The organism is Enterobacter sp. Taxon_2 (genome assembly GCF_058355295.1).
In genome coordinates, this window is record NZ_CM178024.1 from 2,083,440 (window position 1) to 2,109,643 (window position 26,204).

Genomic DNA, 26,204 nt, shown 5'->3' on the forward strand with positions numbered 1-26,204 from the left:
TTACTCCTCACAGGCCGGAAGATTGTTGATTTGCGCGGGCAGCGTTTCAGCATACAGCCCGGCTCGTTTTACGGCATTCACCACCGCACGTGGGGTGATGGTCGCCCCGGTGAACTGGTCGAACTCGCCGCCATCTTTCTTCACTGCAAACGCGGTGTCACCTTCGCCATGGATCACTTTACCGGCAAAGTGCAAAATCCAGTCGCTCAGACGGGTTTCAATTTTATCGCCAAGACCCGGCGTCTCATGGTGCTCCGTCACGCGGGTGCCCAGTATGGTGCCGGAGAAATCGCTGCCCACAAGCAGCTGAATGGCGCCGGAATAGCCGTCAGGCGCCGTCGCTTCCATCACTGCGCCGACCGGTTTATCCCCTTTGCGGGCGATAAAGAGGCGGTGCGGGCCTTTCCCAAGCTGCGGCGCGTCTACCACAAAGCAGCTTTTTTGCAGGTCATTATCGTAGAAATCGGACGGGATCACCTGATCGAACAGCGCCTTTTGCTGCTTCGAGGCCTGTTCTTCGATGGTCGTTTTGGTCAGCGCATTAACCAGTGCTGTCAGCCCCGTCAGGACCGCGGCGAAGACAGCCAGCGTGACGCCGTGTTTTTGCATCGTTTTTAACATGGCGAAACCCTTAGCGATGACCGTACACGCGTGGACGCGTGTAATAGTCGATGAGCGGAACGGTTATGTTGGCAAGCAGGACGGCAAAGGCCACGCCGTCCGGGTAGCCGCCAAAGCTGCGGATGAGCCATACCAGCAGGCCCGCCAGCGCGCCGAAGATCAGACGTCCACGGTTAGTCGTGGACGCCGTCACCGGATCCGTCAGGATAAAGAAGGCACCCAGCATGGTCGCACCGGAGAGCAAATGCATCTGCGGGCTGGCCAGTGATTCAGGCGAGAAGACCCAGCCCAGCGTGGCGCAAACCGCCAGCGTCACGAGGAAGCTGACCGGAATATGCCAGCGGATGGCTTTCTGCTGCAGCAGGAACAGGCCGCCCAGCAGATACGCCAGGTTGACCCACTGCCAGCCTGCACCCGCCAGCATGCCGCTGTAGATCGCGGATTTCATGATCTGCTCAACGCTGTGCCCGGCATGCAGGGATGTTTTAAAGGTATCGAGAGGCGTCGCCTGGCTGATACCGTCCACGCCTATGCGCAGCGCGTTCATATCCGCACCGAGCGCCGTATGGCCGGTAAAGATCACGTGCAGGGCATCCATAAAGCCCGGAACCGTGGCCGCAATCTCATGCGGAGGCAGCCAGCTGGTCATCTGTACCGGGAAGGAGATCAGCAGCACCACGTAGCCAATCATCGCCGGGTTGAACGGGTTATGGCCGAGCCCGCCGTACAGCTGTTTGGCAATGATCACCGCAAACACGGTACCCAGGACCACCATCCACCATGGGGCGAACGGTGGGATACTGATGGCCAGCAGCAGGCCGGTCAACAGCGCGGAGTTATCGGCAAGAATGCGCGAGACAGCCGCCTTGCGCAGCTTAAGGACAAGCGCTTCCGCCGCCAGGGCGCTGGCGCAGCCCAGGATTATCTGGAACAGGGTTCCCCAGCCGAAAAACCAGCACTGAACGGCAATGCCCGGCAGCGCCGCCAGGCAGACCAGCATCATGATGCGCGATGTCTGGCGCTGATTGTGGGTGTAAGGGGAGCTTGCGATTCTGAAAACCATTTAATCCTCGTTAACTGCTTGCTGTGCGGCTTTCTTCGCCTGAACGCGCGCAATGGCGGCGGCGACGGCGGCCTTACGCGGGTCATCGTTGGCGGCCTGCGGTTGCTCATCCTGCTGCGCCGCTTTACGGGCTTTAGCGCGGGCAATTGCCGCTTCGACGGCGGCTTTACGCGGGTCGACCGGCGCTTCGGGTTCTGCGGTTTGTGTCTGCTGCGCCGTTTTGCGCGCTTTAGCACGGGCAATCGCCGCTTCGACGGCCGCTTTGCGAGGGTCGACGGCTTCCTGCTCGACCACTACATTTTGCTCACCGGCTTTGCGGGCTTTGGCCCGGGCAATCGCTGCCTCAACGGCGGCTTTACGCGGGTCGATCTCCGCCTCTGCCTGGACCGTTTGCGCTTTTTCAGCCTGACGGGCGCGCGCTGCGGCCTTACGTGCTTCACGCGCGGCAATCGCTTCGCTGTTGTCCGGCTTCTCGCCAGCCGGGATCACCACAGGCTGCGCCGCAGTGGCTTTTTTCTCGCGAACGCGCGCCAGTGCGGCGTTAATCGCATCCTGATCTTTCTCGGCAGGCTGAACGGCGGCCTGCTTATGGCGCTCCTGACGGGCGATTTTTTCGCGTTCCAGTCGCGCCTGGCGCGCTTCGAAGCGCGCTTTGGCTTCTGCCGCGCGTTTTTCTTCCATGGAGATGGCATAAATTTCAGCCTTCTCCTGGCGGAAATACTGCACCAGAGGAATGTTGCTAGGGCATACCCAGGCGCAGGCACCGCATTCAATGCAGTCGGCCAGGTTATGGGCTTTCGCCTTGTCGTGCAGCTGGCCTTTGCTGTACCAGTAGAGCTGCTGCGGCAGCAGATCCGCCGGGCAGGCGTCGGCGCAGGCGCTGCAGCGGATGCAGCCTTTCTCTTCCTGCTCCTCGCCCATTTCGGTCGGAGAAGGCGCGAGCAGACAGTTGGTGATTTTCACTACCGGAACGTCCAGCCACGGCAGGGTAAAGCCCATCAGCGGGCCGCCCATGATCACCATCTGGTCGCTGCCCGGGCAAAACTCAGCCTGTTCCAGCAGATGACGCACCGGCGTACCCAGACGCGCCCAGACGTTGCCCGGACGAGAAATTGATTCCCCGGTCAGCGTCACCACGCGCTCGGTTAACGGTTCGCCGTCAATCACCGCGCGCTTCACGGCGTAAGCGGTGCCGACGTTTTGCATCAGCACGCCGATATCCGAAGAGCGTCCGCCATGCGGGACCTGCTTGCCGGTGAGAATTTGCGTCAGCTGTTTTGCGCCGCCGGAAGGGTACTTGGTCGGGATAACGCGCAGGCTAATATCGTGACTGCCCGCCAGCACGGCGCGCAGCATTGAAATAGCCTGCGGTTTATTGTCTTCGATACCGATCAGCACTTCCCGCGGCTGCAGAATGTGCGCGAGGATGCGGATACCTTCCACCACCTGGGCGGCGCAGTCCTGCATCAGACGATCATCGGCGGTGATATACGGCTCGCACTCGGCGGCGTTAATAATCAACGTCTGAATGTTATCACCACCGCCGCGGAGTTTGACACCGGTCGGGAAGCCTGCACCACCCAGACCAGCAACGCCGAACTGATGAATGCGCTCGATAAGCGCTTCGCGACTGTGGGCGCGGTAATCGCTCCAGCCGTCACGGTCAATCCAGCGGTCTTCGCCGTCGGCTTCAATAATCACGCTCAGCTCTGAGAGCGCGGACGGATGAGCCACCGTATGAGGGGCGATAGCGACCACCTTACCGGAGGTGGGGGCGTGCACCGGCAGCATACGTCCGCGACCAAAGGTCAGCGGCTGACCGCGAAGGACGGTATCACCTTCTTTCACGCACAGCTCACCCTCCGCGCCGATGTGCTGCTTGAGCGGCATAACGAAACGGGTCGCCAGCGGAATTTGACGCAGCGGCGTGCCGTTAGACTGGGTTTTCATCTCCGGTGGATGAATACCGCCGTCAAAGTCCCAAATCTTCTCTTTTCTGAAAGCAGAAAATAACTTAAGCATGTTGTTCCACAGGAATATTGCGAACCGGAATGGCTTGAAGATCCCACTTCCAGCTTTCGGTAGTCGTTTCAACCGGGCGCAGCTCGATACATTGCGTCGGGCAGGGGGCTACGCAGAGGTTACAGCCGGTGCACAGGTCCGCCACGACGGTGTGCATGGCGCGGGTTGCGCCCACAATGGCGTCAACCGGGCAGGCCTGAATACATTTGGTGCAGCCGATACAGTTGGCTTCGTCGATCACGGCCAGCGCGCGGACCGACTCCTGCACGTCCGCATCGCCGTCAACAGGCTGCGGGTCAACGTTAAGCAGGGCCGCAATTTTCAACATCACCGCTTCGCCACCGGGCGCACAGCGGTTAATTTTTTCACCCTGAACCCCTACCGCTTCGGCATAAGGGCGGCAGCCGGGGTAGCCGCACTGCCCGCACTGGCTTTGTGGCAGAAGCTCATCAATTTTTTCTACAACGGGATCGTCCTCTACCGCAAAACGGCGGGAGGCGTAGCCCAGGATAAGGCCAAACACCAACCCCAGAACGCTGATAGAGGCGATGGCAATCCAGATAGCATTCATTACAACTTCACCAGACCACTAAAGCCCATAAAGGCCAGAGACATTAAACCTGCGGTCACCAGCGCAATCGCGTTACCGCGGAAGGGCGCAGGGATATCCGCTGCTGCCAGGCGCTCGCGAATGGAGGCGAACAGCACCATCACCAGAGAGAAACCGACTGCCGCAGAGAAACCATACAGCGCCGACTGCATAAAGTTATGGCCAAGGTTGATGTTCAGCAGCGCTACGCCGAGAACCGCACAGTTGGTGGTGATCAGCGGCAGGAAGATACCCAGCAGGCGATAAAGCGCCGGGCTGGTTTTACGCACCACCATTTCGGTAAATTGCACCACCACCGCGATAACCAGAATAAAGGCCAGCGTACGAAGATAGGTTAATCCCAGCGGGATGAGGATCCAGGTATCGATCCACCACGCGCAGATGGACGCCAGCGTCATCACGAAGGTCGTCGCCAGCCCCATACCCATTGCTGTTTCCAGCTTTTTGGAAACGCCCATAAACGGACACAGGCCAAGGAACTTCACCAGAACGAAGTTGTTAACCAGCACGGTGCCGACAAAGAGCAGTAAGTAATCGGTCATTATTTAGCCTGAAATAAAAAAGCCGCCTATTATCGGACAAACCGACGCAGGCGACAACAGGTTATCTGTAGGGTTATTACGGGTTCACGAAGGTGTTTTTCACCCGCGTCGAACGTTTGAAATAGGGCACCAGCAGCGCCGCAGCCAGCAACGGGAATAGCAGCTGACGAACGGCCAGCGCGTCTGATACGGGCGAAAAGGCAAACGCTTTCACCGCCAGCAGGACCGAAATCAGCAGCCAGATAATGTAGTGCTTAGGCACACTCTTGCGGCGCTTAAAGAAGGCGATGGTCAGCCACAGCGTGTAGTACCACATTCCAATCGCGAAAACGAACGACACAAACCACAAAGCAATATTCAGCACGCTTTGCGACATCAGGGTCTGGATGGCGTGAGGGGTAATCAGTGCGGTGGTATACAGCAGCAGCGCAAGCGATGCGCTTAATAAGGCAACCAGCAGCCATGCCAGTGGGGCGATTAACCAGCCTCCAATGCGTTCTCCAGGCGTTGCGGTCATGAACTCTCCCATAATCTGCGCGAAATGTTGTACAGCCAGTTTGCAGGGCGGAGAGTATATAACATTTCGCGCGGATGGCTACTTTCTTATAAAACGTAACGCCATACAGACTTAGGCACTTCACCGACGTTGAACAAACGACCACCGGAAACCAGCTCCGCGCGGCGATGGTCTGCGGCGCGATACATATTAATGATGTCCTGATTATCCGACAGGGTGTAGTTCAGATGGTCAAACAGTTTTTCCAGGCTCTCAAGCGAATTGATCTTGCGAAATTTTAATAAATAGTCCTGAACTGTCATATTAATAAGTTTCCATATAAAAGTGAGTAATACCAGTTAAGGTAATTCGGTCGAATAATAAACGGATTAATAAAGACGTAAACAGCCCACTCAGGTAACGCGACGAAATTAGGAGTTTTCTTTGCTGAAATTAAGGCATCAGACGATGCCTGGAAGAGAAGGTTAACCGTGTTCACCAGGGCTGGCAATACGAAACTGACATATTATGTCACTCTTTATTGCAGTAACCGGTTACTTGGGTTGGGCGATGGTGACAGGCTCCGGCGGCTGGTAGTTATCGATATGGCTGGCGACGCCCAGCAAAATGACCGAAACTCCAAGGACAATCCATCCCGCTAATTCAATGATTCGATTAATAATTGACGTCATAATGCGTAATTGTACTTTATCCATAAAGACAGGGCGCAAATGTTACAGTGACGTCTCCCTGACGGCAAGCGCTTTGGGAACGGTTCCCTTAAACAAAATCAGTAGGTTAATACTATGTAACAAAAACAACCCGTACAACCTGCTATTTTAAGTCATAGGGCACATTATTAATCTGTGCTCATGCCAGGTTAGCCAGTGTGAAATAAGAACGTCATAAAAGAGGATGGCACTATGAGTGATAATATCCGCGTCGGGCTTATCGGCTACGGGTACGCGAGCAAAACGTTTCATGCGCCTCTGATAGCCGGGACGCCGGGGATGGTGCTGGCGGCGGTATCCAGCAGCGATGCCGCTAAAGTCCATGTCGACTGGCCTTCCGTGCCGGTTGTCTCTGAACCTAAACACCTTTTCAACGATCCGAATATTGATTTAATCGTCATCCCCACGCCGAACGACACCCACTTTCCGCTGGCAAAGGCCGCGCTGGAAGCCGGTAAGCACGTAGTGGTCGATAAGCCCTTCACCGTGACGCTGTCACAGGCACGCGAGCTGGATGCGCTGGCAAGGAGTCTGGGCAGGCTGATGTCGGTGTTCCATAACCGCCGCTGGGACAGCGACTTTCTGACGGTAAAAAGGCTTCTCAGTGAAGGCACGCTAGGGGAGATCCTCTTTTTTGAATCGCACTTTGACCGCTTTCGTCCGCAGGTGAGAAACCGCTGGCGCGAACAGGCCGGTCCGGGCAGCGGCATCTGGTACGATTTAGCCCCGCATCTGCTGGATCAGGTCGTCAATCTTTTTGGTCTGCCGGTGAGCATGACGGTCGATCTCGCCCAGCTCAGGCCCGGCGCGCAGACAACCGATTACTTCCACGCGGTGCTCAGTTACCCGCAGCGGCGAATTGTGCTGCACGGCACGATGGTCGCTGCCGCAGAATCGGCCCGCTATATCATTCACGGTACGCGCGGGAGCTACGTGAAGTTTGGTCTCGATCCGCAGGAAGACAGGCTTAAAAACGGTGAACGTCTGCCGCAGGAAGACTGGGGCTATGATATGCGCGACGGCGTGGTAACGCGGGTCGAAGGCGAGGAGCTGGTCGAGGAGACCTTGCTGACGATACCGGGGAATTATCCGGCGTATTATGCCGCTATCCGCGATGCGCTGAACGGCACGGGAGAAAATCCGGTTCCGGCCAGCCAGGCGATTCAGATTATGGAGCTGATTGAGTTGGGCATCGAATCTGCCAAACATCGCGCGACGCTCTGTCTGGCATAATTTTTTAATATTTTGTAGTTGTAGGCCGGGTAAGGCGTAGCCGCCACCCGGCAAAAGGGTTTACGCGGTTGCCACCTTATCCCGCAGCGCCTGCTTCTCAGCAGGCGTCAGGAAGGCAATTTCCAGCCCGTTGATCTGCGCCTGACGGATCTGCTCGCGGCTCAGACCCGCCTGCGGTGCGGCGATGTTGTACTCGTGGATAATATCCACGCCCTGAACCGCCGGGTCGTCAGTGTTCAGCGAGGCCAGCACGCCGTGCTCGAGGAACGTTTTTAGCGGGTGATGCGCCAGCGTCGCCACGGTGCTGGTCTGAATGTTAGACGTCAGGCACGACTCAATCCCGATACGCTGCTCCGCCAGGAAATCCATCAGGGCGCGATCTTCGACCGCCTTCACGCCGTGACCGATACGCTCGGCGCCCAGCTCGCGGATGGCCTGCCAGATGCTTTCCGGGCCAGCCGCTTCACCCGCATGGACGGTAATGTGCCAGCCGGCATCGCGCGCGCGGTTGAAGTGGGAGAGGAACAGGCTGCCCGGGAAGCCCAGCTCGTCGCCGGCGAGGTCGACGGCGGTGATGGCATCGCGATGGGCCAGCAGCGCTTCCAGCTCCTGCAGGCAGGCGGCTTCACCGAACGTACGGCTCATGATGCCGATCAGCCGAGCCTGAACGTCGAAGGTTTTACACCCTTCGCGCACACCTTCAATGACGGCTTCCACCACGCCTGCAACGGGCAGGTTGTGGGTCATCGCCATATAGCCCGGCGAGAAGCGCAGCTCGACGTAGTGCAGGCCGTTGCGGGCTGCATCTTCGATGTTCTCAAACGCCACGCGGCGGCAGGCATCCAGCGACGCCAGCATCTTCACGCCCCAGTCGAGTTTGCTCAGGAAGCTGACCAGGTCCGGTTCATTAGAGGTCACCTGTACGTGAGGGATCAAGGACTCAAGGGTCTGAGCAGGAAGCGTTAAATTGAACTGGCGGCCAAGATCGAGGATGGTTTGGGCACGAATGTTACCGTCAAGGTGACGATGAATATCAGTTAAAGGCAGGCGTGTATCAATCATGGTCGCACTCTTTTCTGGTTAAAGTGCGCCATATTATAAAAACAAAACGGGGTAAAAAGCTATTTGCGCAAGGGAATATTCCGTTGCGCAAATTGATTACAGGAGCGTGTTAATCCCGGCAATGAGGCGTTGCACGCCTTGTTCCAGCTTGCTGCGCGGGCAGCCCGCATTCAGGCGAACAAAGCCATTTCCTTCTTTGCCGTAGGTATATCCCGGCATGATGGCGACCTTTTGCTGCTCGATCAGCACTTTTTGCAGCGTCCGATCGTCAATGTTCAGCGGGCGCAGATCGATCCAGGCCAGATAGGTCGCTTCGGGCGGCTGCCAGTTCAGTTTCGGAAAAGCGCGGTTTACTTCCTGCGCGATATACAACAAATTATCTTCGAGATAACCCCGCAGGGCATCCAGCCACGGCTCCCCCTGCTGATAGGCGGCGATATGCGCCGTCAGTGCCAGCACGGAAGGGGAAGAGAGTCCGTCCCGGCCTTTTAGCGCGCTGAGGTAACCGTTACGGCTCTCTTCATCGCCAATCAGGCCGTAAGCACCCGTCAGCGCCGGAATATTAAAGCTTTTCGAGCCGGAGGTGAGAAGCGCCCATTTGCCGCGCGCCACCGCGTTCCACGGCGTGTGACGATGCTCTCCCCACACCATGTCCATATGGATTTCATCGCTGATAACCGCCACGTCATAGCGCTCGCACAGTTCCGCCATCTGTGTCAGTTCATCCCGCGTCCAGACCTTGCCGGTCGGGTTTTGCGGGCTGCACAGCAGTAAAATTTTGTTTTCCGGTTTCGCCAGCGCCGCTTCGAGGGCCACCATATTGCCCTGCCAGCCTGCAGCCTGCTTTTCCATCTCAACCGCAACAACACGACGCGCGTTGCCCTCTATGGCTTTATAAAACGCATCGTATGCCGGGGTGTGCACCACCACGCCGTCGCCGGGGTATGACCAGAGGCGTATCAGTTCAGAAACCATGTAGATGACGGAGGGACCATAAACCACGCTTTCAGTATCAATCCGGCTGTTAAAGCGCTGCTGGAACCAGTGCGCGATGGCGGCGAGAAACTCGTCGTTCTTCCAGCGGCTATAGCCAAACACGCCGTGATGAATGCGCTGTTGCAGCGCGTCGGTTATGCAGGGCGCGGTGGCGAAATCCATATCCGAGATGGTGAAGGGCAGCAGGTCGGCCGCGCCAAAGCGGTCGGCGACGTAGTCCCACTGCGTACACCAGGTGCCGTGTCGATCCACGACGGTAGAGAAATCAAACATGACGTTAATCCTTAAAGTAAAACCCCCTCATGAGAGGGGGCTGAGGCATCAGGCTTCTACTGTTCGCATCAGGGTAGCCAGCTCATCCTTCACCGACTGTACCTGCGGGCCGATGACCACCTGCAAATTGTGCTGATTTAACTGTACCACGCCAATGGCCCGGTTGGCTTTCAGGGCGTTGGTATCCACTTTTGACATATCCGCCACCGACAAACGCAGGCGGGTAATGCAGTTATCCAGCGAGGTGATGTTATCCGCACCGCCCAGCGCCGCCAGAATGGCAGGGGTGTTGTAGCCGGATTTGCCCACGGTACCGGCAACCGCCTGTTCAACGCTGGTGGCCGTATCGGTATCGCGGCCTGGCGTTTTCAGGTTAAAGCGGGTGATGGCGAAGCGGAAGATCCCGTAGTACACCACGAACCAGATTGCCGCCACGACCGGGACCAGATACCACTTGGTGGAGAGACCGTGCAGGATCCCGAACACCACGAAGTCGATGACGTTGCCGTCGGTGTTGCCGATAGTGACGCCCAGCACCGCCATCACGGTAAAGCCCAGACCGGTCAGTACAGCGTGAATCAGATACAGCACCGGCGCAACGAACAGGAACAGGAACTCGATTGGCTCGGTGGTACCGCCTACGACGCAGGCGATCACGCCGGAAATCAGCAGGCCTTTAATTTTATGACGGTTTTCCGGACGTGCGCAGTGGTACATCGCCAGGGCGGCACCCGGCAGGCCGCCGAGGAAGGCAGGCATTTTACCCTGAGACAGGAAGCGGGTGGCGCTTTCGGAGAAGCCGTGGGTGGTCGGGCAGCTCAGCTGCGCCTGGAAGATGGTCAGCGCACCGCTCACGTCGTGACCGCACACCTCCATCGTCCCGCCCGCTTCGGTGAAGCGAATCAGGGCCACCAGGATATGCTGCAGGCCAAACGGCAGGAGCAGACGCTCGCCGGTGCCGAAGATCATCGGACCGAAATCTCCCGCGCCGTTAATGATGCGGCCAATACCGTTGATGCCCAGCGCAAAGACCGGCCAGATCAGCGGAATGATCAGACCAAACAGGCCCATCACCACCAGGGTGATAATCGGCACGAAGCGGGTGCCGCCGAAGAAGGCCAGGGCATCCGGCAGACGGATATTGTGAAAGCGCTCGTGCAGCATCCAGATAATCACCCCGGCGATCACCGCCCCGAGGATCCCGGTATCAATAGACTGGATACCAATCACGCTCTGAATGTTGTTAGCTTTCAGCACGGCAGCGTCGGTGGTCGGCAGAATGCCTTTCGCGGTCAGCCAGAAGTTAACCGCGAGGTTCATCACCGCGTAACCCACAAAACCGGCAAACGCCGCGACGCCTTTATTTTCGCGCGCCAGGCCCAGCGGGATAGCGATACAGAACATGACGGGCAGGAAGCTAAACGCAAAGGAGCCGACTTTACTCATCCAGATAAAGATCGCCTGCAGCACGGGGGTACCGAGGAACGGGATCAGCGTGATGACGTCTTTACTGCTTAGCGAGCTGCCGATCCCGAGCATGATCCCGCAGAACGAGAGGAGTGCCACGGGCAGCATAAAGGTTTTACCCAGTTGCTGGAAAAATTCCCACAGCGATATTTTTTGTGCTGCTTTCGCCGTCATAAAACGACTCCTTTATTGTTAAAATCAGTTTGTCTGCTTCAATGCCGCGAGAAGATAAAACGTTTTATCAAAGTTTAGTGCGCGCTAAATCACATTCTCAGGCTTTGACTGGTAGTATAAAGATAACGTATTGATAAAACGTTTTACCGATCTCATTTCAGGGAGTCACGCCGACACATGGCTGTAGCGAAAAAAATCACCATCAACGATGTCGCGCTTGCGGCGGGCGTTTCCGTCAGCACCGTTTCTCTGGTGCTAAGTGGGAAGGGGCGAATCTCTCCTGCCACCGGTCAGCGGGTGAACGAGGCGGTTGAACAGCTGGGCTTTGTGCGTAACCGTCAGGCGTCGGCGCTGCGCGGCGGGCAAAGCGGGGTGATTGGCCTGATTGTTCGCGACCTGACGTCACCTTTCTATGCGGAGCTGACGGCTGGATTAACCGAAGCGCTTGAAGCGCAGGGGCGGATGGTCTTTCTGCTGCACGGCGGTCGCGAGGCCGATCAGCTGCTTTCCCGGCTCGATATGCTGCTGAATCAGGGTGTGGACGGGGTGATCGTCGCCGGGGCATCGGGCGTGGGCAGCGAACTGTGCGAGCGCGCCGCCGAAAAAGGCGTGCCGCTGGTGTTTGCCTCGCGCGCCAGCTACCTCGACGAAGCCGATACGCTACGCCCGGATAACATGCAGGCCGCGCAAATGCTGACCGAGCATCTTATTCGTCGCGGGCATCAGCGCATTGCCTGGCTGGGCGGTAAAAGCTCGTCCCTGACCCGCGCCGAGCGGGTAGGCGGCTACTGCGCGACGCTGATTAAATTCGGCCTGCCGTTCCACAGCGAGTGGGTCGTGGAGTGTGAATCCAGCCAGAAGATGGCGGCGGAAGCGATAGGCGCGCTGCTGCGAAGCAGCCCGACGATCAGCGCCGTGATTTGCTATAACGATGTGATCGCTATGGGCGCCTGGTTTGGCCTGATCCGCGCCGGGCGTCAGAGCGGCGAGGGCGGGGTGGAAACCTTCTTCGGCCACCAGGTGGCGCTGGGGGCGTTCGCCGACGTCGGGGAAAACGCCCTCGACGACCTGCCGATCGTCTGGGCAACCACCCCAGCGCGGGAGATGGGTTACACCCTGGCGGACAGGATTATGCAGCGCATCGACAATGCGGATGTGCAGGCCGGGCACCAGATTGTGGCAGCGCGGCTGGTGACGGTGAAATAATCTCCGCTGCACATCGCCTGGCGGCGCTGCGCTTGCACGGGCCTACAACGGCTCTGAATCGTAGGCCGGGTAAGCGTCAGCGCCACCCGGCAATAAAAAACCCCTCATGCGAGGGGTTTTGACGTTTACTGCTGCGGTGCCGCCGGTTCGGCTGGCGCTGCCGGTTCAGCCGGTTCCGGCATCCCCAGAGCAGGCATACCGAACATGCCGACGAAGTCTTCCAGCGGCATCTTGTCGCCGTTGAGCGTGACCTGGCCGTTGGCGTACTGCAGGCTGGTGGAAATCGTGTTGTTTTCCACTTTGGTGATGCGGAACATCTGGCCCATTGCCGCCAGACCTTTCACCTGCTGGTTCGCCAGCTTGCCGGCATCTTCATCGCCGTAGCCTTCCAGCTTCGCAATCTGGGTCATAAACTCGGTCGCCATATCCATCGGGATGGTCAGCTTGCTGTCGAGTGACTTCACGCTGCGATCCACTTCCTGCGCCAGCGTCTGCGGTTCACCCGTGGCGGTGGCCGGATCTTTCAGGAACAGAGACAGGTTGAAGCTGGTTTCGCCTTTGCTGTTTTTCCAGCTCAGTGGCGCAACGGTTATCACCGGCTCGCCTTTCAGCAGGATTGGCAGGTTGTTGAACAGCACCGCCATCGCCTGCTGCTGGTACACTTCCGGGTTCTGCTGCAGCGCGGTATCGGTCAGCAGCGCCTGGCTCTCTTTACTGTATTTCTGGCTAAACTCGTGCCACGCCTGGCCGTCGATATTGCCGATCTTCAGCGACAGTTTGCCGGTGCCCAGATCCTGATTCTGTACTTTCAGGCTCTTCAGCGTGTAATCCAGCTGGGTATTGATGCTCTTACCGTCTTTGGAAACGTCGGATTTGCCGTTGACGTCCATGCCTTCCAGCACGGCCATCTCTTTCCCTTCAACCGCAATGGCGACTTTATCGAGAGACAGTTTTTGATCGCCGATACGCTCCTGGAAATCGGTCATTCGGCTGTTGCCGTCGGCTTTCAGGTTGCTGAAGGTGAGCTGAACTTTTTGGTTATATTCGTTCACGGCATTGACCAGGCCGCTCTCCGCTTCACCCGTCAGGGAGAACACGTTTCCGTCGCGGTCAGCATCGAGTTTGAAGTGGCCGCCGCTGAAGGCGACTTTTTCATTCTCTTTCTCGTAGTTCAGCGCTTTCAGCGCAATATCGGAACTGGTGTCACCGGCATAGCTAATTCGGGTATTAATGTCGAAAGGCGATTCATTCTTTGCCAGGTCAAACAGCGGTTTGGTGACGTCGTTATTCACCAGCACGGTATGAACGGACGCCATCGACGGGATCAGGTTAAAGGACTTCAGCTGCGCCATCGGGAATGGGCCGTGGCTCACCACTTCGTCCAGCACCACGCTCTGGCCCGGTTTCAGCCAGCCGTTTTCAGCACCGGCAACCGGCTTCACCACCAGCTGCATACGGCTGGTAAACACACCGCGGTGATAGTTCTGGTAGCTCAGTTCCAGACCTGCTTCCGGCGCGCTGCGCTTAATCTCTCCGTTAGCCTGCGCCACCATCTCAGCCAGACGGCCTTCCAGCTGTTTCCCGGTAAACCAGGAGGCACCCGTCCAGACCACGCCTAACGCTACAATCACTCCTACCGCTACGACCGATTTTTTCATTGCGACTATCCCTAAAATGAAACCAGGCGGTAAAAACCGCCTGGAGATATTAAGCCTGCAACTAGCTTAGCAAGAGTTGTTAAAAAAATCAGTAAGTCCCTAATACCCGTCATACTTCAAGTTGCCTGTGCGTTGGCTTTCCTCGCTCACCCCAGTCACGTACTTATGTACGCTCCTGGGGATTCGCTGCGTCGCCGCCTTCATGCAACTCGAATTATTTAGGGTATAGCTTATTGAAAACGCGCGCGAGGCGACCGGTGCCGCTCACGCTGACCGGGGACTCATTGGCTGCAACGAATGCTGACTCACCGGGCGTAAGCACCAGACGCTGTTCGCCTTTGCGCAGCGTCGCTTCGCCTTCAACGCAGAACAGAATCGCCGCGCTCTCCTGAGCCACCGACGTTTCGGCGCTGTTCAGGTCGTGCAGGGAGAAGGCAAAATCCTCAACCGGGATCGGGAAGTCCAGCTCTGCGCCGTTTTTCACCGGCTGAGTCAGCAGCTCCGCGGCAGGTTTAGCCACAAACTTCACGTTGGCAACCAGCTCAGGAATGTCGATGTATTTCGGCGTCAGGCCCGCGCGCAGCACGTTATCGGAGTTGGCCATCACCTCCAGCGCTACGCCCTGAAGGTAGGCGTGCGGGGTTTCCGCGAACAGGAACATTGCCTCGCCCGGGTTCAGCTTCACCACGTTCAGCAGCAGAGGGGAGAACAGGCCGCTGTCGTCCGGGTAGAATTCCGAGATCAGACGGATAGTCTCCCACGGTTCACCTTGCTGGCTGTCCAGGGCGGCTTTCAGTACCGCCAGTGCGTGGGATTTCTCTTCACCCTGCATATTCAGCAGGCTGGCAAACAGCTGGCTCAGCGCGTCGGCGTTCGGGTTTTCGAGGAAGTGGGCGATAGCCTTGTTGGCACCCGCGACCGGTTGCAGCAGAGAAATGATCTCCGAAAACTCGCGGAACGCGTTCATCGCCAGGAACGGCGTCAGCGCGAACACCAGCTCCGGCTTGTGGTTAGGATCTTTGTAGTTACGCTCGGCGGCGTCTAACGGGATACCCGCCGCGTTCTCTTTCGCAAAGCCGATTTCAGAGGCTTGCTTGTTCGGGTGAACCTGGATGGAGAGCGGCTGGTCGGCGCACAGCACCTTAAACAGGAACGGCAGTTCGCCGAAGCGGCGAGCGACCTTGTCACCCAGCAGCGCGGCTTTATCGGCATCAATCACGTCGCGCAGGCTGCGTACCTGGCCGTTGGCGTCTTCAATTTTTGAGCTGCTCTTCGGGTGCGCGCCCATCCACAGTTCTGCCATCGGCAGGTTGTCCGGGTTGGCGATACCGTAGAGATCCGTTAACGCAGTTTTACTTCCCCAGGCGTAGTTTTGCACTGAGTTAATGAGTTTTTGCATTATCAAGCCCTGATTCAATTGTGGAATTAACTCCGGGTATTAAAGCAATAAACCTCATGGAAGTAACCTGTGGATGTAAAAAGTCGTACTAGTCTCAGTTTTTGTTAAAAAATTGTGTAGGATAAGCTGACTCGCTTTTAAGCCGGGCAGCGGAACATCTGCCCTGAATAAACAGACCGAAGCAGTAAGTGAGAGACCAATGTCGAATAAACCCTTCCATTATCAGGATCCTTTCCCCCTCAGTAAGGATCAGACCGAGTATTACCTGTTAACCCGCGATCACGTCTCCGTTTCTGAGTTTGAAGGACAAGAGATCCTCAAAGTCGATCCGCAGGCGCTGACGCTACTGGCGCAGCACGCTTTCCACGACGCCTCGTTTATGCTCCGTCCTGCGCATCAGCAGCAGGTGGCCGATATCCTGAGCGACCCGGAAGCCAGCGAAAACGACAAATACGTTGCCCTGCAGTTCCTGCGTAACTCAGACATCGCCGCGAAAGGCATTCTGCCAACCTGTCAGGATACCGGTACGGCGATCATCGTCGGTAAAAAAGGCCAGCGCGTCTGGACCGGCGGCGGTGATGAAGCGGCGCTGGCGCACGGTGTTTATAACACTTACACCGAAGACAACCTGCGCTATTCGCAAAACGCCGCGCTGGACATGTACAAAGAGGTCAACACCGGCACCAACCTGCCAGCACAGATTGACCTCTACAGCGTCGACGGTGATGAGTACAAATTCCTCTGTATCGCCAAAGGCGGCGGTTCAGCCAACAAAACCTATCTCTACCAGGAAACCAAAGCGCTGCTCACCCCGGGCAAGCTGAAGAACTACCTGGTTGAGAAGATGCGCACCCTCGGCACCGCGGCGTGCCCGCCGTACCATATCGCGTTTGTGATTGGCGGTACGTCGGCTGAAAGCACGTTGAAAACCGTCAAGCTGGCCTCAACCAAATACTACGACGGCCTGCCTACCGAAGGTAACGAGCACGGCCAGGCGTTCCGCGACGTACAGCTTGAGCAGGAGCTGCTGGAAGAGGCGCGTAACTTGGGTCTCGGCGCGCAGTTTGGTGGCAAATACTTTGCCCACGACGTGCGCGTGATCCGTCTGCCGCGTCATGGTGCCTCCTGTCCGGTCGGGATGGGCGTCTCCTGTTCTGCGGATCGCAACATCAAGGCCAAGATCAACCGCGAAGGCGTGTGGATCGAAAAACTGGAAAACAACCCGGGCAAGTACATTCCGGAAGAGCTGCGTAAAGCGGGTGAGGGTGAAGCGGTTCGCGTTGACCTGAACCGTCCGATGAAAGAGATTCTGGCGCAGCTTTCGCAGTATCCGGTCTCGACCCGTCTCTCCCTGAACGGCACGATTATCGTGGGGCGCGACATCGCGCACGCGAAGCTGAAAGAGCGTCTGGACAATGGCGAAGGGCTGCCGCAGTACATTAAAGATCACCCGATCTACTACGCTGGCCCGGCTAAAACGCCTGAAGGCTACGCCTCTGGCTCGTTAGGCCCAACCACGGCAGGGCGTATGGACTCGTACGTTGACCAGTTGCAGGCTAACGGCGGCAGTATGATCATGCTGGCGAAAGGTAACCGCAGCCAGCAGGTGACGGACGCCTGCCACAAGCACGGCGGCTTCTACCTCGGCAGTATCGGCGGCCCGGCAGCGGTGCTGGCGCAGGGCAGCATCAAGAGCCTGGAGTGCGTGGAATACCCGGAACTGGGTATGGAAGCGATCTGGAAAATTGAAGTGGAAGATTTCCCGGCGTTTATCCTCGTGGATGACAAAGGCAACGACTTCTTCAAGCAGATCCAGTCGTCCCAGTGTTCGGCGTGTGTGAAGTAATTCTGTAAATTGCCGGGTGGCGCTGACGCTTACCCGGCCTGCATTCTCGTAGGTCGGGTAAGGCGCTGCCGCCACCCGACACCAAAAAGAGCGCACAAAGCGCCATAACGTTTCTCAGAAGTCATCAATACTTATCCCTTAAGCATGTGAGCAATCCCTCTTTTGTTATCAAGGAGAAAGTAATGACCACGGTACGCCATGAGAAAGATTCGATGGGCGCCATCGACGTCCCGGCCGACAAGCTATGGGGCGCGCAAACCCAGCGTTCGCTGGAGCATTTCCGTATCTCGACTGAAAAAATGCCCGTCTCGCTGATTCAGGCGCTGGCGCTCACCAAACGTGCAGCTGCGAAAGTGAACCAGGATTTAGGCCTGCTGACGGCAGACAAAGCGACCGCCATCATCAACGCCGCCGACGAAGTGCTGGCGGGCAAGCATCCCGACGAATTCCCCCTCGCCATCTGGCAGACAGGTTCCGGCACCCAAAGCAACATGAACATGAACGAAGTGCTGGCGAACCGGGCAAGCGAACTGCTGGGGGGCGTGCGCGGCATGGAGCGTAAGATCCATCCGAACGATGACGTCAACAAAAGCCAGAGCTCTAACGACGTCTTCCCCACGGCGATGCACGTGGCGGCGGTGATTGCTATCCGCGAGCAGCTTATTCCGCAGCTCAACGTTCTGAAATCCACGCTCAATGAGAAAGCGCAGGCCTTCCGCGACATCGTTAAAATTGGCCGTACGCACCTGCAGGACGCCACGCCGCTGACGCTCGGCCAGGAGATTTCCGGCTGGGTGGCGATGCTGGAACATAACCTGAAGCATATTGAGTACAGTCTGCCGCACCTGGCGGAGCTGGCGCTCGGCGGGACGGCGGTCGGGACCGGGTTAAACACCCATCCAGAATACGCGGTGCGCGTGGCGAAGGAGCTGGCAAACATCTCCGGGCAGCCGTTCGTCACGGCGCCCAACAAGTTCGAAGCGCTGGCGACCTGCGATGCGCTGGTCCACACCCACGGTGCGCTGAAAGGGCTGGCGGCATCATTAATGAAAATCGCCAACGACGTGCGCTGGCTGGCCTCGGGGCCGCGCTGCGGCATTGGTGAAATCAGCATTCCGGAAAATGAGCCGGGCAGCTCCATCATGCCGGGTAAAGTCAACCCGACCCAGTGTGAAGCCATGACTATGCTCTGCTGTCAGGTACTGGGCAACGACGTGGCCGTCAACCTGGGCGGTGCATCCGGCAACTTCGAGCTGAACGTCTATCGCCCGATGGTGATCCACAACGTTCTGCAATCGATTCGGCTGCTGGCGGACGGGATGGAGAGCTTTAACGAGCACTGTGCGGTAGGGATTGAGCCGAATCGCGAGCGTATCAGCCAGTTGCTCAATGAATCCCTGATGCTGGTGACGGCGCTGAATACCCATATCGGCTACGACAAGGCCGCCGAGATCGCTAAAAAAGCGCATAAAGAGGGGCTGACGCTGAAAGCCTCCGCCCTGGCGCTGGGCTATCTGACGGAGGCGGAGTTCGACGCCTGGGTTCGCCCGGAAGCGATGGTCGGCAGCCAGAAATAATCAACCCGCCACATACAGGTGCAGCCGCGGAATAATCAGCTGCAGCGGCTGCGCCTGAGGCCTGTAACGGTGCTGGACATTGTCCGCATCGTAATTCAAAAGCTCTCCAATATCCGGCACGATGGCCCCCTGATCGGCATCAAAGAGCGCAATCAGCGGCGTCGGACAGGCATACTGAACCTGTTTTTGCTGACCGGAATACCAGACACGGGCGATAGGCTGCACCTTCACCGGGCGCTTTATCTTGAGGCGCGTGTCCACCGGTAGCGAGGCGATGCTGTGGTACTCCTGCTCCAGGCGCTCAATCCACTGCTCACGCGACCACGGTGCGACGGTGCGCGGCGTCTTCAAACTTTTTTCCAGCTGCGCCAGAATCTCATCCCGGGTGAAGTTTTTAATGATGTGCTTATTTGCCCAGCCGAAGCGCAGCGTAGCGGGGTGACGCAGTACCGTCAGCGTGCGATAGGCATTCAGGGTAATTAACCCAGGAAGCTGACGGTGCACCCATTCAAACCGGGCGGCAGGGGCGAGGCCGGACTCTTCGGTAACGATCTTTTCAAATGCCGCTTTCAGGGTGTTGATATGGGTAATCTGGGCTTCCAGCGCTTCGCGCGTTGTCGCATCGGTTTGCAGGCAGATCACGCCGGGCAGACGCACGGCCGCCTTACTGCTGCGGTTTTCAGACTGCTGCTGGATAAACAGGCGACGATAGTGTTTCAGCGCCAGCTCAAGGGCGGCGCTGCCGATGTGCTGTTCAACCTCGATGGTGTCCAGCGGGTCGTGTTCTGCCCCTTTAGCTACCTCGGGCAGGGTAAAGACGCGCGCGGCCAGCAGACGGCAGGTCTGCAAACGTTCGGTCAGGGTCAGGAGCTCGTGTTCTATTTCCCGAAACGTGCTGTTCAGCCGTTCGAGGAGATCGTAAGTCGCCATAAACACTCTCATTAGTTACAACATACTTATCATATAGCACAGCACGCCGGGTCAGGCCAGCGTGCGGTTTAGGTCAGACAGGAACGGGAAGGGCGATGTTATGGTATACCGGCCAGCTAAAGCAGAAGCGCGCGCCGCCAAGCTCGCTCTCCTCGCAATGCACCGTGCCGCCCATTGCCTGCGCGATAGAGTAGACAATCGCCAGCCCCAGGCCACATCCGCCAGTAGCGCGATCGCGGCTGGGGTCGAGACGGACAAACGGTTCAAACACGGTTTCTCGCGCTTCCGGAGCTATCCCCGGGCCGTCATCCTCCACCGTCAGGCTTGCCTGATTGCCCTGCAAATCCAGCCCAATCTGTAGCGTACTTTCGCTGTAGCGCATGGCGTTGTTCATCAGGTTATCCAGCACGCGTTCCATCAGGCGCATATCGAGCGCGCCGTAATCACCCGGCGTGACGCGCGTCAACAGCGTACGCTGCGGGTTCACGCTCTGAACGTCATCAATGTGGGTTTGCAGCCAGGCAGGAAGATCTGGCGTGCTGAGGTTCAGCTCGTTTTGCGGGCGATCGAGGCGCGCGTAGGTCAGCAGCTCCTCAATCAGCGCCTCAAGCTGGCCAATGTCGCGGTTAAGCGCCTGAGACTCCGCTTCAGTCAGATTTTCGCTCATCTCCAGACGATAGCGCAGGCGCACCAGCGGCGTGCGCAGCTCGTGCGCAATTCCGTCGATCAACTGCTTCTTACTGGCGATCAGGGCATTGATGTTATCGGCCATCTGGTTAAAGGCCACGCCCAGACGTTCAAAGCTGGAACCGCTGTCGAAGTGAATGCGCTCGGTAAAATGCCCCTCGCCAAAACGCTGCGCAGCGGATTCCAGCTTCAGCATGTCCTGCCAGTGCGGGCGCATCCAGATAAAGACCGGAAACGCGAGCGAGATGGCGATAAAGGCCATCAGCGCCATGTCCAGCAGGCGCATCTGGTGCAGATAATAGAGATAGGGAACCGGGCCGACGGCCAGCACGTAATGGCTGCGCGGGATACGCTGGATAAAGGTGTATTTCTCATCCAGCGCGACGATGTCCCCGTCGCGCAGACGCTGCATGGCGGGTGGGTCCAGCTCAAAATTTTTTAAGGGCTCGATGCGTAAATCGAACGAGAGATTCAGATCCAGCTCTTTCAGGGTTTTCGCCCAGTCGTGCGGCGGGATCTCTCTTAGCTCGCTGCGCATCAGATAGAGCGAGCTTTTCATCAGGTCGTCCAGCGACTGCCTGCCTGCACGTTCGGCGGTGAATTTATAGACCAGCCCGACCAGCATGGTCATGACCAGGAAGCAGACAAACAGCAAAAGATAAAACTGCACAAACAGCTTTTTCATTGGATCTCACCGAAGAAACGCTTTGTGCAGAATATACATGAAACCCGCCGATATTTTCATGTCTGTGAAGCGTGTTACATGGCTTTCGCGCTGTTTTTTACCTTGGCGATGAGTGTTTCCGTTACGGCCAGTCCTTCCGCAATGTGCACATCAATCACATCGGTTCCAAATTTGTTAATTAAATCCAGAAGTATTTCGTAAGACTGGATGAGTTCAAGGAGATCAAAGAGCGCTTTCCGATCGGCGCGTGAGGGAGAGGCATGGCTAAGCGCTGCCTGATTAACAATCCATTCAAGATTGGTTTTGATGGCTTCAACCTGACTGTAGCTATACATATTTCATGGGCTTAAATCCTCATATCAAGATTTTATGGGAGAGGTTTCGTGAGAGCTTCACGGTGAGAAAGCGTTGTAGCCGGGTCAGTGCCAGCTGAAGAAAGGACAGTAGAAGGTTTAATTATGGGATAGTTCGCGTGCTTAGCAAGTTAATTGTTGCGCAAACGGATAAATAAAGGCGCGAAAGAGAGGGCATCACTGTGTAATACCTTCATTTCGCGCATGTTATGCTAACCGGTTAACGGAATCAGGTTTCCCAGGCGTGGGGGGCAAACAGGTAACCCTTATTACGCACGGTTTTAATGCGGTAGGGCTCGGTAGCGTTATCCTGCAGCTTTTTGCGCAGACGCGAAATCGCCACGTCAACGCTGCGGTCCATTCCGTCATAGCTCACGCCACGCAGGTTTTTCAGCAGCGCGTCGCGGTCCATGATTTGCCCGGCGTGCGTTGCCAGCTCCCACAGCAGGTCAAAATCTGCGGTGGAGAGGGCGATAAGCTCGCCAGAGAGCAGCACCTGACGGTTAATGGGGTCAATAGACAGCGTACCGAAGCGCATCGCTTTGTGCGGTGTCAGAGACGCCGCGGGTGCTTCGCGTTCGATGCTGGCGTGCTGGCGCAAATGGAGGCGCAGGCGAGCGAGCAGGACGGCAGGCGGTGTGGTTTTCAGAATGTAGTCATTGGCACCCATCTCCAGCGACAAGATATGGTTCATATCGCTGTCCAGCGAGGTGAGCAGGACGATAGGGCCCTCCCACCTGGCGCGCAGGTCACGGCAGAGCGTCATGCCGTCTTTGCCTGGCAACATGATATCCAGCAGCACCAGATCGGGGTTTTCACGGACGACCACCTCTTCGGCACGATCGCCGCGAGGTTCAACAATGACGTCCATATCATGTTTACCCAGATAGGCGGCGATCAACTGCCCGACTTCGGGTTCGTCTTCAACATAAACAATCTTATTCATACAGCGTCTGTTTTCGTGAAAAAAGCCAACATACACCGCGGAACCTTAACCTTCCATTAATCTTTCAAAATTAACGCCGGTTCCGTAATTCTGGCTGTTATTCGCTTTCACTAGCGCAGCGGACGGCCGCCGTCCACGGCAAAGGTTCTGCCGGTGACATAGCAGCTGGTGAGCAGGTAATCCACAAGGTCGATGACCTCTTTCTCGCCCGGGGCGATTTTCATAAGCGACTTATTCAGCGCCTGCTGGCGATACTCCGCATCATCGTTTTCGTTAAACAAAATCATCGCCGGGGCGATGGCGTTCACCTTCACCTCGGGCGCAAGCTTGCGGGCAAACGAGCGCGTCATATTATCCAGCGCGGCTTTGCTGGCCGCGTAGGCGATGTGCTTGTCGCTTCCGCGCTCCACTACATAATCAGTGAAGTGAATGATGTCGCCCGCAGCATGCCCATGGCCGCGCAGCAGATCCTGCAGGGCGTGGTTGAGCAGATAAGGGGTATTAACGTGGATCTGCAACATGGCGGAGAGCGTTTCGCTGAGTGACGTACCGGGTTTTTCGGCACGCCATGCGCTGGCGTTATGGATCACGGCGCGCAGCCCCATCGTGGTGGACTTCACCTCTTCCGCGAAAGCCAGAATGCCTTCATCGGTTGAAAAATCAGCCTGAATGCAGACAGCACCGGCTTTGCGTAACCCTTCAATCGACGGGTATTCCGTACGGTAGCTGACAATGACAGGATGGCGAAGGTTGAGAAAGTGATGGGCAAGAGCGAGGCCGATACGGCGGCCTCCACCGGTAATCAGTATTGGGCGAAGCGGTGCATTTCCCATCGTATTCTCCTTTACAGTTCAACAATGGGAAAGGCGATGCTATCCCATTAACATCCAGGTTGCCGGCAGGGCAGCAACCAGTAGCAGTCCAATTAATGCCATCTCACGGCGTTTCAGCGCATTCTCCAGCTGATGCGTGCGGCGGGCGTAGATAAACACCAGCAGACCCGGTGCGTACAGCACTACCGACAGCAGCAGATGCATAGGCCCGGAAGCATACAACAACCACAGGCCGTAAATACAGGCTCCGACACCCACGACATAATGCGCCGGGCGTGTGGCAATTTTTAACAGATACGCACCCACTAAGAAATAGGGTACCAGAATCATCTCCGAGGCGATGGTCAGCAGCGTGTTATAGTCTGAGCCTGTGAGCCAGATCAGCACCAGGCAGACCTGAACGCTGATGTTGGTCAGCCAGAGTGATGCCGATGGCGCGCTGTTTTTGTTTTGACGGGCGAACAGGCGTGGAAACGCCTTGTGCGTCGCGGCCAGGAACGGCACTTCAGCCGCCATGATGGTCCAGCTCAGGTAAGCGCCGCAGACGGAGACGATCAGTCCTGCAGCAATCACCACATCGCCCCAGGGACCGAGCATTTTCACCATCAGGCCTGCCATTGACGGGTTACGCATTTCCGCCAGCTCAGGACGCGCCACCACGCCCAGCGACAGCAGCGTCACCAGCAGATAGACCCCGAGCGCGGCCAGTACGGCCAGCAGCGTGGCGCGGCCCACATCGCGTTTATTCCGCGCACGGGCAGAAACCACGACCGCACCTTCCACACCGATGAACACCCACAGGGTAATCAGCATCGTGTTTTTCACCTGCTCCCAGACGGGAACGCCCAGCGCAACGCCGCTGAAATCGAGCTTGAATACGTCCATACGGAACGCAATAAAGGCCAGAACAATAAACAGGCCGAGCGGAACCAGTTTCGCCAGCGTCGCCACCAGATTGATGCTGGCGGCCGTTTGTACGCCGCGTAATACCAGCCAGTGGACGAACCACAGCAGCACCGAGGCGCCCACAATAGACTGCCAGGTATTCCCGTCGCCAAAGAGACGCAGCTCTGGCGTATCGGTAAAGAAACTGAGCGCCGAGAAGACGATCACCAGATAGGAGACGTTGGCGATAACGGCACACAGCCAGTATCCCCATGCGGAACAGAAGCCAATCAGCTCGCCGAAGCCTTCACGGGCATAGGTGAAAATGCCGCCGTCCAGGTCCGGGCGAATGCGAGTGAGGAGCAGCATGGCGAAGGCCAGCAGCAGTATTCCGACACCGGTAATGCCCCAGCCAATGATGAGCGCGGAAGGGCTCGCGACGGCCGCCATATTTTGCGGCAAACTGAATACGCCTGCACCCAGCATTGAGCTTAAAACGAGTGCAGTCAGAGCACTCAGGCCAAGTTTCTTTTCCATTGGCTTCCTGTTATGAAAGGTCAAAATCCAGAATAATTATTTCGCTCAGGCGCATAAAAATGGTGGATCACACTAAGGCGCGGGATTTTACGGAGTGTAACGAAAGCATGCAATGACGTGTGGCAGAAATTCAAAAAAAAGTAACAAAAAAGGCGGCATTGCGCCGCCTTTCGTAAACGATTTTGTTACTTGTACAGATCGGCGCTGATGGTCACGTTGTTACCACGTTCCTGCCACTGGCGGGTGATGTGGTAGTACTTCGCCCCTTTCTTCGCCGCACGCTTCGCGACCTGGTAAGAGACTTCCGTCATGTTGCCGTAGTTGCCGGTAAACTTGATGCTGTCGAACGGCACCATCTGCGCTGCAGTGGCGTTGTTCAACTCTTCAATTTTGGTACCGTCCGGCAGCGTAACGGAATAGCGGCCACCTTTCGTGGACTGCGTTTCGAAGAAACGGCCCACTTCAGCGCTTGGGGCAGCCGTCGTTGCTACGCCTGGAATTTCAACTTTCTTCGCTTCTTCGCCGCCTTTTGCTATTGCCGCGCGACCTGCTTCTGAATTCGCCGGGATGGCATCCGGGCTCTGCAGAACACGTTTTTTCGCATCTTTTTTATAGATGAACGCGGTAATACGCTGGTTGCCACCTTGGTTAGCATCGACCTGACGCACGATGAAGAACGAGTAGGCCCCTTTCTCTTTCGCGGCTTTGGTGATGGCATCGTTCACTTCAGGCTGGCTGCGATAGAAGCCCTGAACGGTGACAGTGTCGTAAGGTTCCAGCTCAATCGCCTGATCTTTCGGCAGTTCAACAACACCGTTGATCACGCGGTTTTTCGGTGCGTCAGCTTTTGGCGCATTGTCTTTGAACAGCGCAATGGTCACGCGCTGGTTACCGCTGTTGCCGTAATCGGACTGGTCAACGACATAAAACGAGGCAGCCCCGTTTTTATCAGCAGCTTTTGATGCCGCGGCGACGGCGTCGCCAATAGAATTATAACGACCCACAATGACCGTATGGTCAAAAGGTTTTAACGCTGCCGCTTGCTCCGGCGTTAACTCTGTTGCGGCATTCGCAGACAGGGCGGTCGCGGAAAGAAGTGCGGACGCCAGGAGTGTGTTCTTAAGCTTCATAAAAATGATCCTTCGCCTTGCGCAAACCATGTACTGGTATTGTTGTTAATTTGAGACGGTCCCGATTATTGCATTTAAAACCCGTCGCTGTCTGCGCCATTTTTCACTGCCCGTGCTTACTGAATCACCTTATTCGATAACATTTAGTGATATGTTGAAAAAACACGCGTTTGACAAGTAAAACTGATAAAGCATATGACTTTTACAAGTTAATTTAATGTTAACAAGTTGTTCTCTTATGG

General features: G+C 56.9%; 24 protein-coding genes. 4 read left to right on the forward strand and 20 right to left on the reverse strand.

Translation table 11 applies throughout. From position 1 onward, the window contains the following. From rsxG to blr, 8 genes are all read right to left on the reverse strand, one after another. The gene (gene rsxG, locus AC4IC4_RS09890; protein WP_032651034.1) at nucleotides 1-621 is read right to left on the reverse strand and encodes an electron transport complex subunit RsxG; all 621 of its coding nucleotides are present in this window, start codon (nucleotides 619-621) and stop codon (nucleotides 1-3) included. Nucleotides 622-631: 10 nt separating this feature from the next. Continuing rightward, on the reverse strand, nucleotides 632-1,684 hold the full coding sequence (rsxD, locus tag AC4IC4_RS09895; RefSeq protein ID WP_491472633.1) for an electron transport complex subunit RsxD: 1,053 nt from the start codon (nucleotides 1,682-1,684) through the stop codon (nucleotides 632-634). Further along, entirely contained in the window at nucleotides 1,685-3,706 is a 2,022-nt protein-coding gene (rsxC, locus tag AC4IC4_RS09900; protein WP_417927269.1) for an electron transport complex subunit RsxC, read from the reverse strand. Then, on the reverse strand, nucleotides 3,699-4,277 hold the full coding sequence (rsxB, locus tag AC4IC4_RS09905; protein WP_491472634.1) for an electron transport complex subunit RsxB: 579 nt from the start codon (nucleotides 4,275-4,277) through the stop codon (nucleotides 3,699-3,701). The genes rsxC and rsxB overlap by 8 nt, the downstream gene beginning before the upstream one ends. Further along, on the reverse strand, nucleotides 4,277-4,858 hold the full coding sequence (rsxA, locus tag AC4IC4_RS09910; RefSeq protein ID WP_008500564.1) for an electron transport complex subunit RsxA: 582 nt from the start codon (nucleotides 4,856-4,858) through the stop codon (nucleotides 4,277-4,279). Before rsxA ends, rsxB begins: the two co-directional genes overlap by 1 nt. A 76-nt stretch (nucleotides 4,859-4,934) precedes the next feature. Continuing rightward, entirely contained in the window at nucleotides 4,935-5,375 is a 441-nt protein-coding gene (locus AC4IC4_RS09915; RefSeq protein WP_024909347.1) for a DUF2569 domain-containing protein, read from the reverse strand. Nucleotides 5,376-5,461: 86 nt separating this feature from the next. Continuing rightward, nucleotides 5,462-5,677: a transcription modulator YdgT gene (gene ydgT, locus AC4IC4_RS09920; protein WP_013096896.1), complete on the reverse strand. Its 216-nt coding sequence runs from the start codon at nucleotides 5,675-5,677 to the stop codon at nucleotides 5,462-5,464. A 231-nt stretch (nucleotides 5,678-5,908) separates the two neighbouring features. Next, nucleotides 5,909-6,034, reverse strand: a complete 126-nt coding sequence (blr, locus tag AC4IC4_RS09925) for a division septum protein Blr (protein ID WP_169814161.1) — start codon at nucleotides 6,032-6,034, stop codon at nucleotides 5,909-5,911. A gap of 243 nt (nucleotides 6,035-6,277) precedes the next feature. On the opposite strand from blr, the gene AC4IC4_RS09930 reads away from it, so the two are divergent. Then, nucleotides 6,278-7,318 carry an oxidoreductase gene (locus tag AC4IC4_RS09930; protein ID WP_491472635.1) on the forward strand — a complete coding sequence of 347 codons (1,041 nt, stop codon included), beginning with the start codon at nucleotides 6,278-6,280 and terminating at the stop codon, nucleotides 7,316-7,318. Between the two features lie 60 nt (nucleotides 7,319-7,378). Here AC4IC4_RS09930 and add read toward each other — a convergent pair whose 3' ends face one another. The 3 genes from add to malX form a co-directional block, all read right to left on the reverse strand. Beyond that, the gene (add, locus tag AC4IC4_RS09935; RefSeq protein WP_023292620.1) at nucleotides 7,379-8,380 is read right to left on the reverse strand and encodes an adenosine deaminase; all 1,002 of its coding nucleotides are present in this window, start codon (nucleotides 8,378-8,380) and stop codon (nucleotides 7,379-7,381) included. Nucleotides 8,381-8,476: 96 nt separating this feature from the next. Next, nucleotides 8,477-9,649, reverse strand: coding sequence for a MalY/PatB family protein (locus AC4IC4_RS09940; RefSeq protein WP_491472636.1), 1,173 nt, complete (start codon nucleotides 9,647-9,649; stop codon nucleotides 8,477-8,479). Between the two features lie 48 nt (nucleotides 9,650-9,697). Further along, the gene (gene malX, locus AC4IC4_RS09945) at nucleotides 9,698-11,290 is read right to left on the reverse strand and encodes a maltose/glucose-specific PTS transporter subunit IIBC (protein WP_032651044.1); all 1,593 of its coding nucleotides are present in this window, start codon (nucleotides 11,288-11,290) and stop codon (nucleotides 9,698-9,700) included. A gap of 177 nt (nucleotides 11,291-11,467) precedes the next feature. Between malX and AC4IC4_RS09950 the strand changes: the two genes are divergently transcribed. Next, nucleotides 11,468-12,496 carry a Mal regulon transcriptional regulator MalI gene (locus AC4IC4_RS09950; protein WP_024909341.1) on the forward strand — a complete coding sequence of 343 codons (1,029 nt, stop codon included), beginning with the start codon at nucleotides 11,468-11,470 and terminating at the stop codon, nucleotides 12,494-12,496. A 125-nt stretch (nucleotides 12,497-12,621) separates the two neighbouring features. Here AC4IC4_RS09950 and AC4IC4_RS09955 read toward each other — a convergent pair whose 3' ends face one another. Next, the gene (locus AC4IC4_RS09955) at nucleotides 12,622-14,154 is read right to left on the reverse strand and encodes a YdgA family protein (RefSeq protein ID WP_491472637.1); all 1,533 of its coding nucleotides are present in this window, start codon (nucleotides 14,152-14,154) and stop codon (nucleotides 12,622-12,624) included. Nucleotides 14,155-14,368: 214 nt separating this feature from the next. Beyond that, nucleotides 14,369-15,553, reverse strand: a complete 1,185-nt coding sequence (manA, locus tag AC4IC4_RS09960) for a mannose-6-phosphate isomerase (protein ID WP_491472638.1) — start codon at nucleotides 15,551-15,553, stop codon at nucleotides 14,369-14,371. A gap of 199 nt (nucleotides 15,554-15,752) precedes the next feature. Between manA and fumA the strand changes: the two genes are divergently transcribed. Together fumA and fumC are read left to right on the forward strand one after the other, a co-directional pair. Then, nucleotides 15,753-17,399 carry a class I fumarate hydratase FumA gene (gene fumA / locus AC4IC4_RS09965; RefSeq protein ID WP_024909338.1) on the forward strand — a complete coding sequence of 549 codons (1,647 nt, stop codon included), beginning with the start codon at nucleotides 15,753-15,755 and terminating at the stop codon, nucleotides 17,397-17,399. 182 nt (nucleotides 17,400-17,581) lie between these two features. Further along, complete coding sequence (fumC, locus tag AC4IC4_RS09970; protein WP_491472639.1) at nucleotides 17,582-18,976, forward strand: class II fumarate hydratase; 1,395 nt, start codon at nucleotides 17,582-17,584, stop codon at nucleotides 18,974-18,976. Here fumC and tus read toward each other — a convergent pair whose 3' ends face one another. The 7 genes from tus to ydgH all read right to left on the reverse strand — a co-directional run bounded on the left by tus (nucleotide 18,977) and on the right by ydgH (nucleotide 25,962). Continuing rightward, on the reverse strand, nucleotides 18,977-19,906 hold the full coding sequence (gene tus, locus AC4IC4_RS09975) for a DNA replication terminus site-binding protein (protein ID WP_491472640.1): 930 nt from the start codon (nucleotides 19,904-19,906) through the stop codon (nucleotides 18,977-18,979). Nucleotides 19,907-19,979: 73 nt separating this feature from the next. Next, on the reverse strand, nucleotides 19,980-21,278 hold the full coding sequence (gene rstB / locus AC4IC4_RS09980; RefSeq protein WP_491472641.1) for a two-component system sensor histidine kinase RstB: 1,299 nt from the start codon (nucleotides 21,276-21,278) through the stop codon (nucleotides 19,980-19,982). A 74-nt stretch (nucleotides 21,279-21,352) separates the two neighbouring features. Further along, on the reverse strand, nucleotides 21,353-21,613 hold the full coding sequence (locus AC4IC4_RS09985) for a hypothetical protein (RefSeq protein WP_463726612.1): 261 nt from the start codon (nucleotides 21,611-21,613) through the stop codon (nucleotides 21,353-21,355). Between the two features lie 247 nt (nucleotides 21,614-21,860). Further along, a complete protein-coding gene (gene rstA, locus AC4IC4_RS09990) occupies nucleotides 21,861-22,577 on the reverse strand; it encodes a two-component system response regulator RstA (RefSeq protein ID WP_024909333.1) in 717 nt (238 codons plus the stop codon). 110 nt (nucleotides 22,578-22,687) lie between these two features. After that, nucleotides 22,688-23,410 carry a dihydromonapterin reductase gene (gene folM, locus AC4IC4_RS09995; protein WP_491472642.1) on the reverse strand — a complete coding sequence of 241 codons (723 nt, stop codon included), beginning with the start codon at nucleotides 23,408-23,410 and terminating at the stop codon, nucleotides 22,688-22,690. Between the two features lie 39 nt (nucleotides 23,411-23,449). After that, nucleotides 23,450-24,832, reverse strand: a complete 1,383-nt coding sequence (locus AC4IC4_RS10000; protein WP_023335474.1) for an amino acid permease — start codon at nucleotides 24,830-24,832, stop codon at nucleotides 23,450-23,452. Nucleotides 24,833-25,017: 185 nt separating this feature from the next. Next, complete coding sequence (ydgH, locus tag AC4IC4_RS10005) at nucleotides 25,018-25,962, reverse strand: DUF1471 family protein YdgH (protein WP_024909331.1); 945 nt, start codon at nucleotides 25,960-25,962, stop codon at nucleotides 25,018-25,020. Nucleotides 25,963-26,204: the final 242 nt, after the last annotated feature.

Coding starts and splice junctions, on each gene's coding strand:
- rsxG (WP_032651034.1), bottom strand. CDS start 621: ATGTTAAAAACGATGCAAAAACACGGCGTCACGCTGGCTGTCTTCGCC.
- rsxD (WP_491472633.1), bottom strand. CDS start 1,684: ATGGTTTTCAGAATCGCAAGCTCCCCTTACACCCACAATCAGCGCCAG.
- rsxC (WP_417927269.1), bottom strand. CDS start 3,706: ATGCTTAAGTTATTTTCTGCTTTCAGAAAAGAGAAGATTTGGGACTTT.
- rsxB (WP_491472634.1), bottom strand. CDS start 4,277: ATGAATGCTATCTGGATTGCCATCGCCTCTATCAGCGTTCTGGGGTTG.
- rsxA (WP_008500564.1), bottom strand. CDS start 4,858: ATGACCGATTACTTACTGCTCTTTGTCGGCACCGTGCTGGTTAACAAC.
- AC4IC4_RS09915 (WP_024909347.1), bottom strand. CDS start 5,375: ATGACCGCAACGCCTGGAGAACGCATTGGAGGCTGGTTAATCGCCCCA.
- ydgT (WP_013096896.1), bottom strand. CDS start 5,677: ATGACAGTTCAGGACTATTTATTAAAATTTCGCAAGATCAATTCGCTT.
- AC4IC4_RS09930 (WP_491472635.1), top strand. CDS start 6,278: ATGAGTGATAATATCCGCGTCGGGCTTATCGGCTACGGGTACGCGAGC.
- add (WP_023292620.1), bottom strand. CDS start 8,380: ATGATTGATACACGCCTGCCTTTAACTGATATTCATCGTCACCTTGAC.
- AC4IC4_RS09940 (WP_491472636.1), bottom strand. CDS start 9,649: ATGTTTGATTTCTCTACCGTCGTGGATCGACACGGCACCTGGTGTACG.
- malX (WP_032651044.1), bottom strand. CDS start 11,290: ATGACGGCGAAAGCAGCACAAAAAATATCGCTGTGGGAATTTTTCCAG.
- AC4IC4_RS09950 (WP_024909341.1), top strand. CDS start 11,468: ATGGCTGTAGCGAAAAAAATCACCATCAACGATGTCGCGCTTGCGGCG.
- AC4IC4_RS09955 (WP_491472637.1), bottom strand. CDS start 14,154: ATGAAAAAATCGGTCGTAGCGGTAGGAGTGATTGTAGCGTTAGGCGTG.
- manA (WP_491472638.1), bottom strand. CDS start 15,553: ATGCAAAAACTCATTAACTCAGTGCAAAACTACGCCTGGGGAAGTAAA.
- fumA (WP_024909338.1), top strand. CDS start 15,753: ATGTCGAATAAACCCTTCCATTATCAGGATCCTTTCCCCCTCAGTAAG.
- fumC (WP_491472639.1), top strand. CDS start 17,582: ATGACCACGGTACGCCATGAGAAAGATTCGATGGGCGCCATCGACGTC.
- tus (WP_491472640.1), bottom strand. CDS start 19,906: ATGGCGACTTACGATCTCCTCGAACGGCTGAACAGCACGTTTCGGGAA.
- rstB (WP_491472641.1), bottom strand. CDS start 21,278: ATGAAAAAGCTGTTTGTGCAGTTTTATCTTTTGCTGTTTGTCTGCTTC.
- AC4IC4_RS09985 (WP_463726612.1), bottom strand. CDS start 21,613: ATGTATAGCTACAGTCAGGTTGAAGCCATCAAAACCAATCTTGAATGG.
- rstA (WP_024909333.1), bottom strand. CDS start 22,577: ATGAATAAGATTGTTTATGTTGAAGACGAACCCGAAGTCGGGCAGTTG.
- folM (WP_491472642.1), bottom strand. CDS start 23,410: ATGGGAAATGCACCGCTTCGCCCAATACTGATTACCGGTGGAGGCCGC.
- AC4IC4_RS10000 (WP_023335474.1), bottom strand. CDS start 24,832: ATGGAAAAGAAACTTGGCCTGAGTGCTCTGACTGCACTCGTTTTAAGC.
- ydgH (WP_024909331.1), bottom strand. CDS start 25,962: ATGAAGCTTAAGAACACACTCCTGGCGTCCGCACTTCTTTCCGCGACC.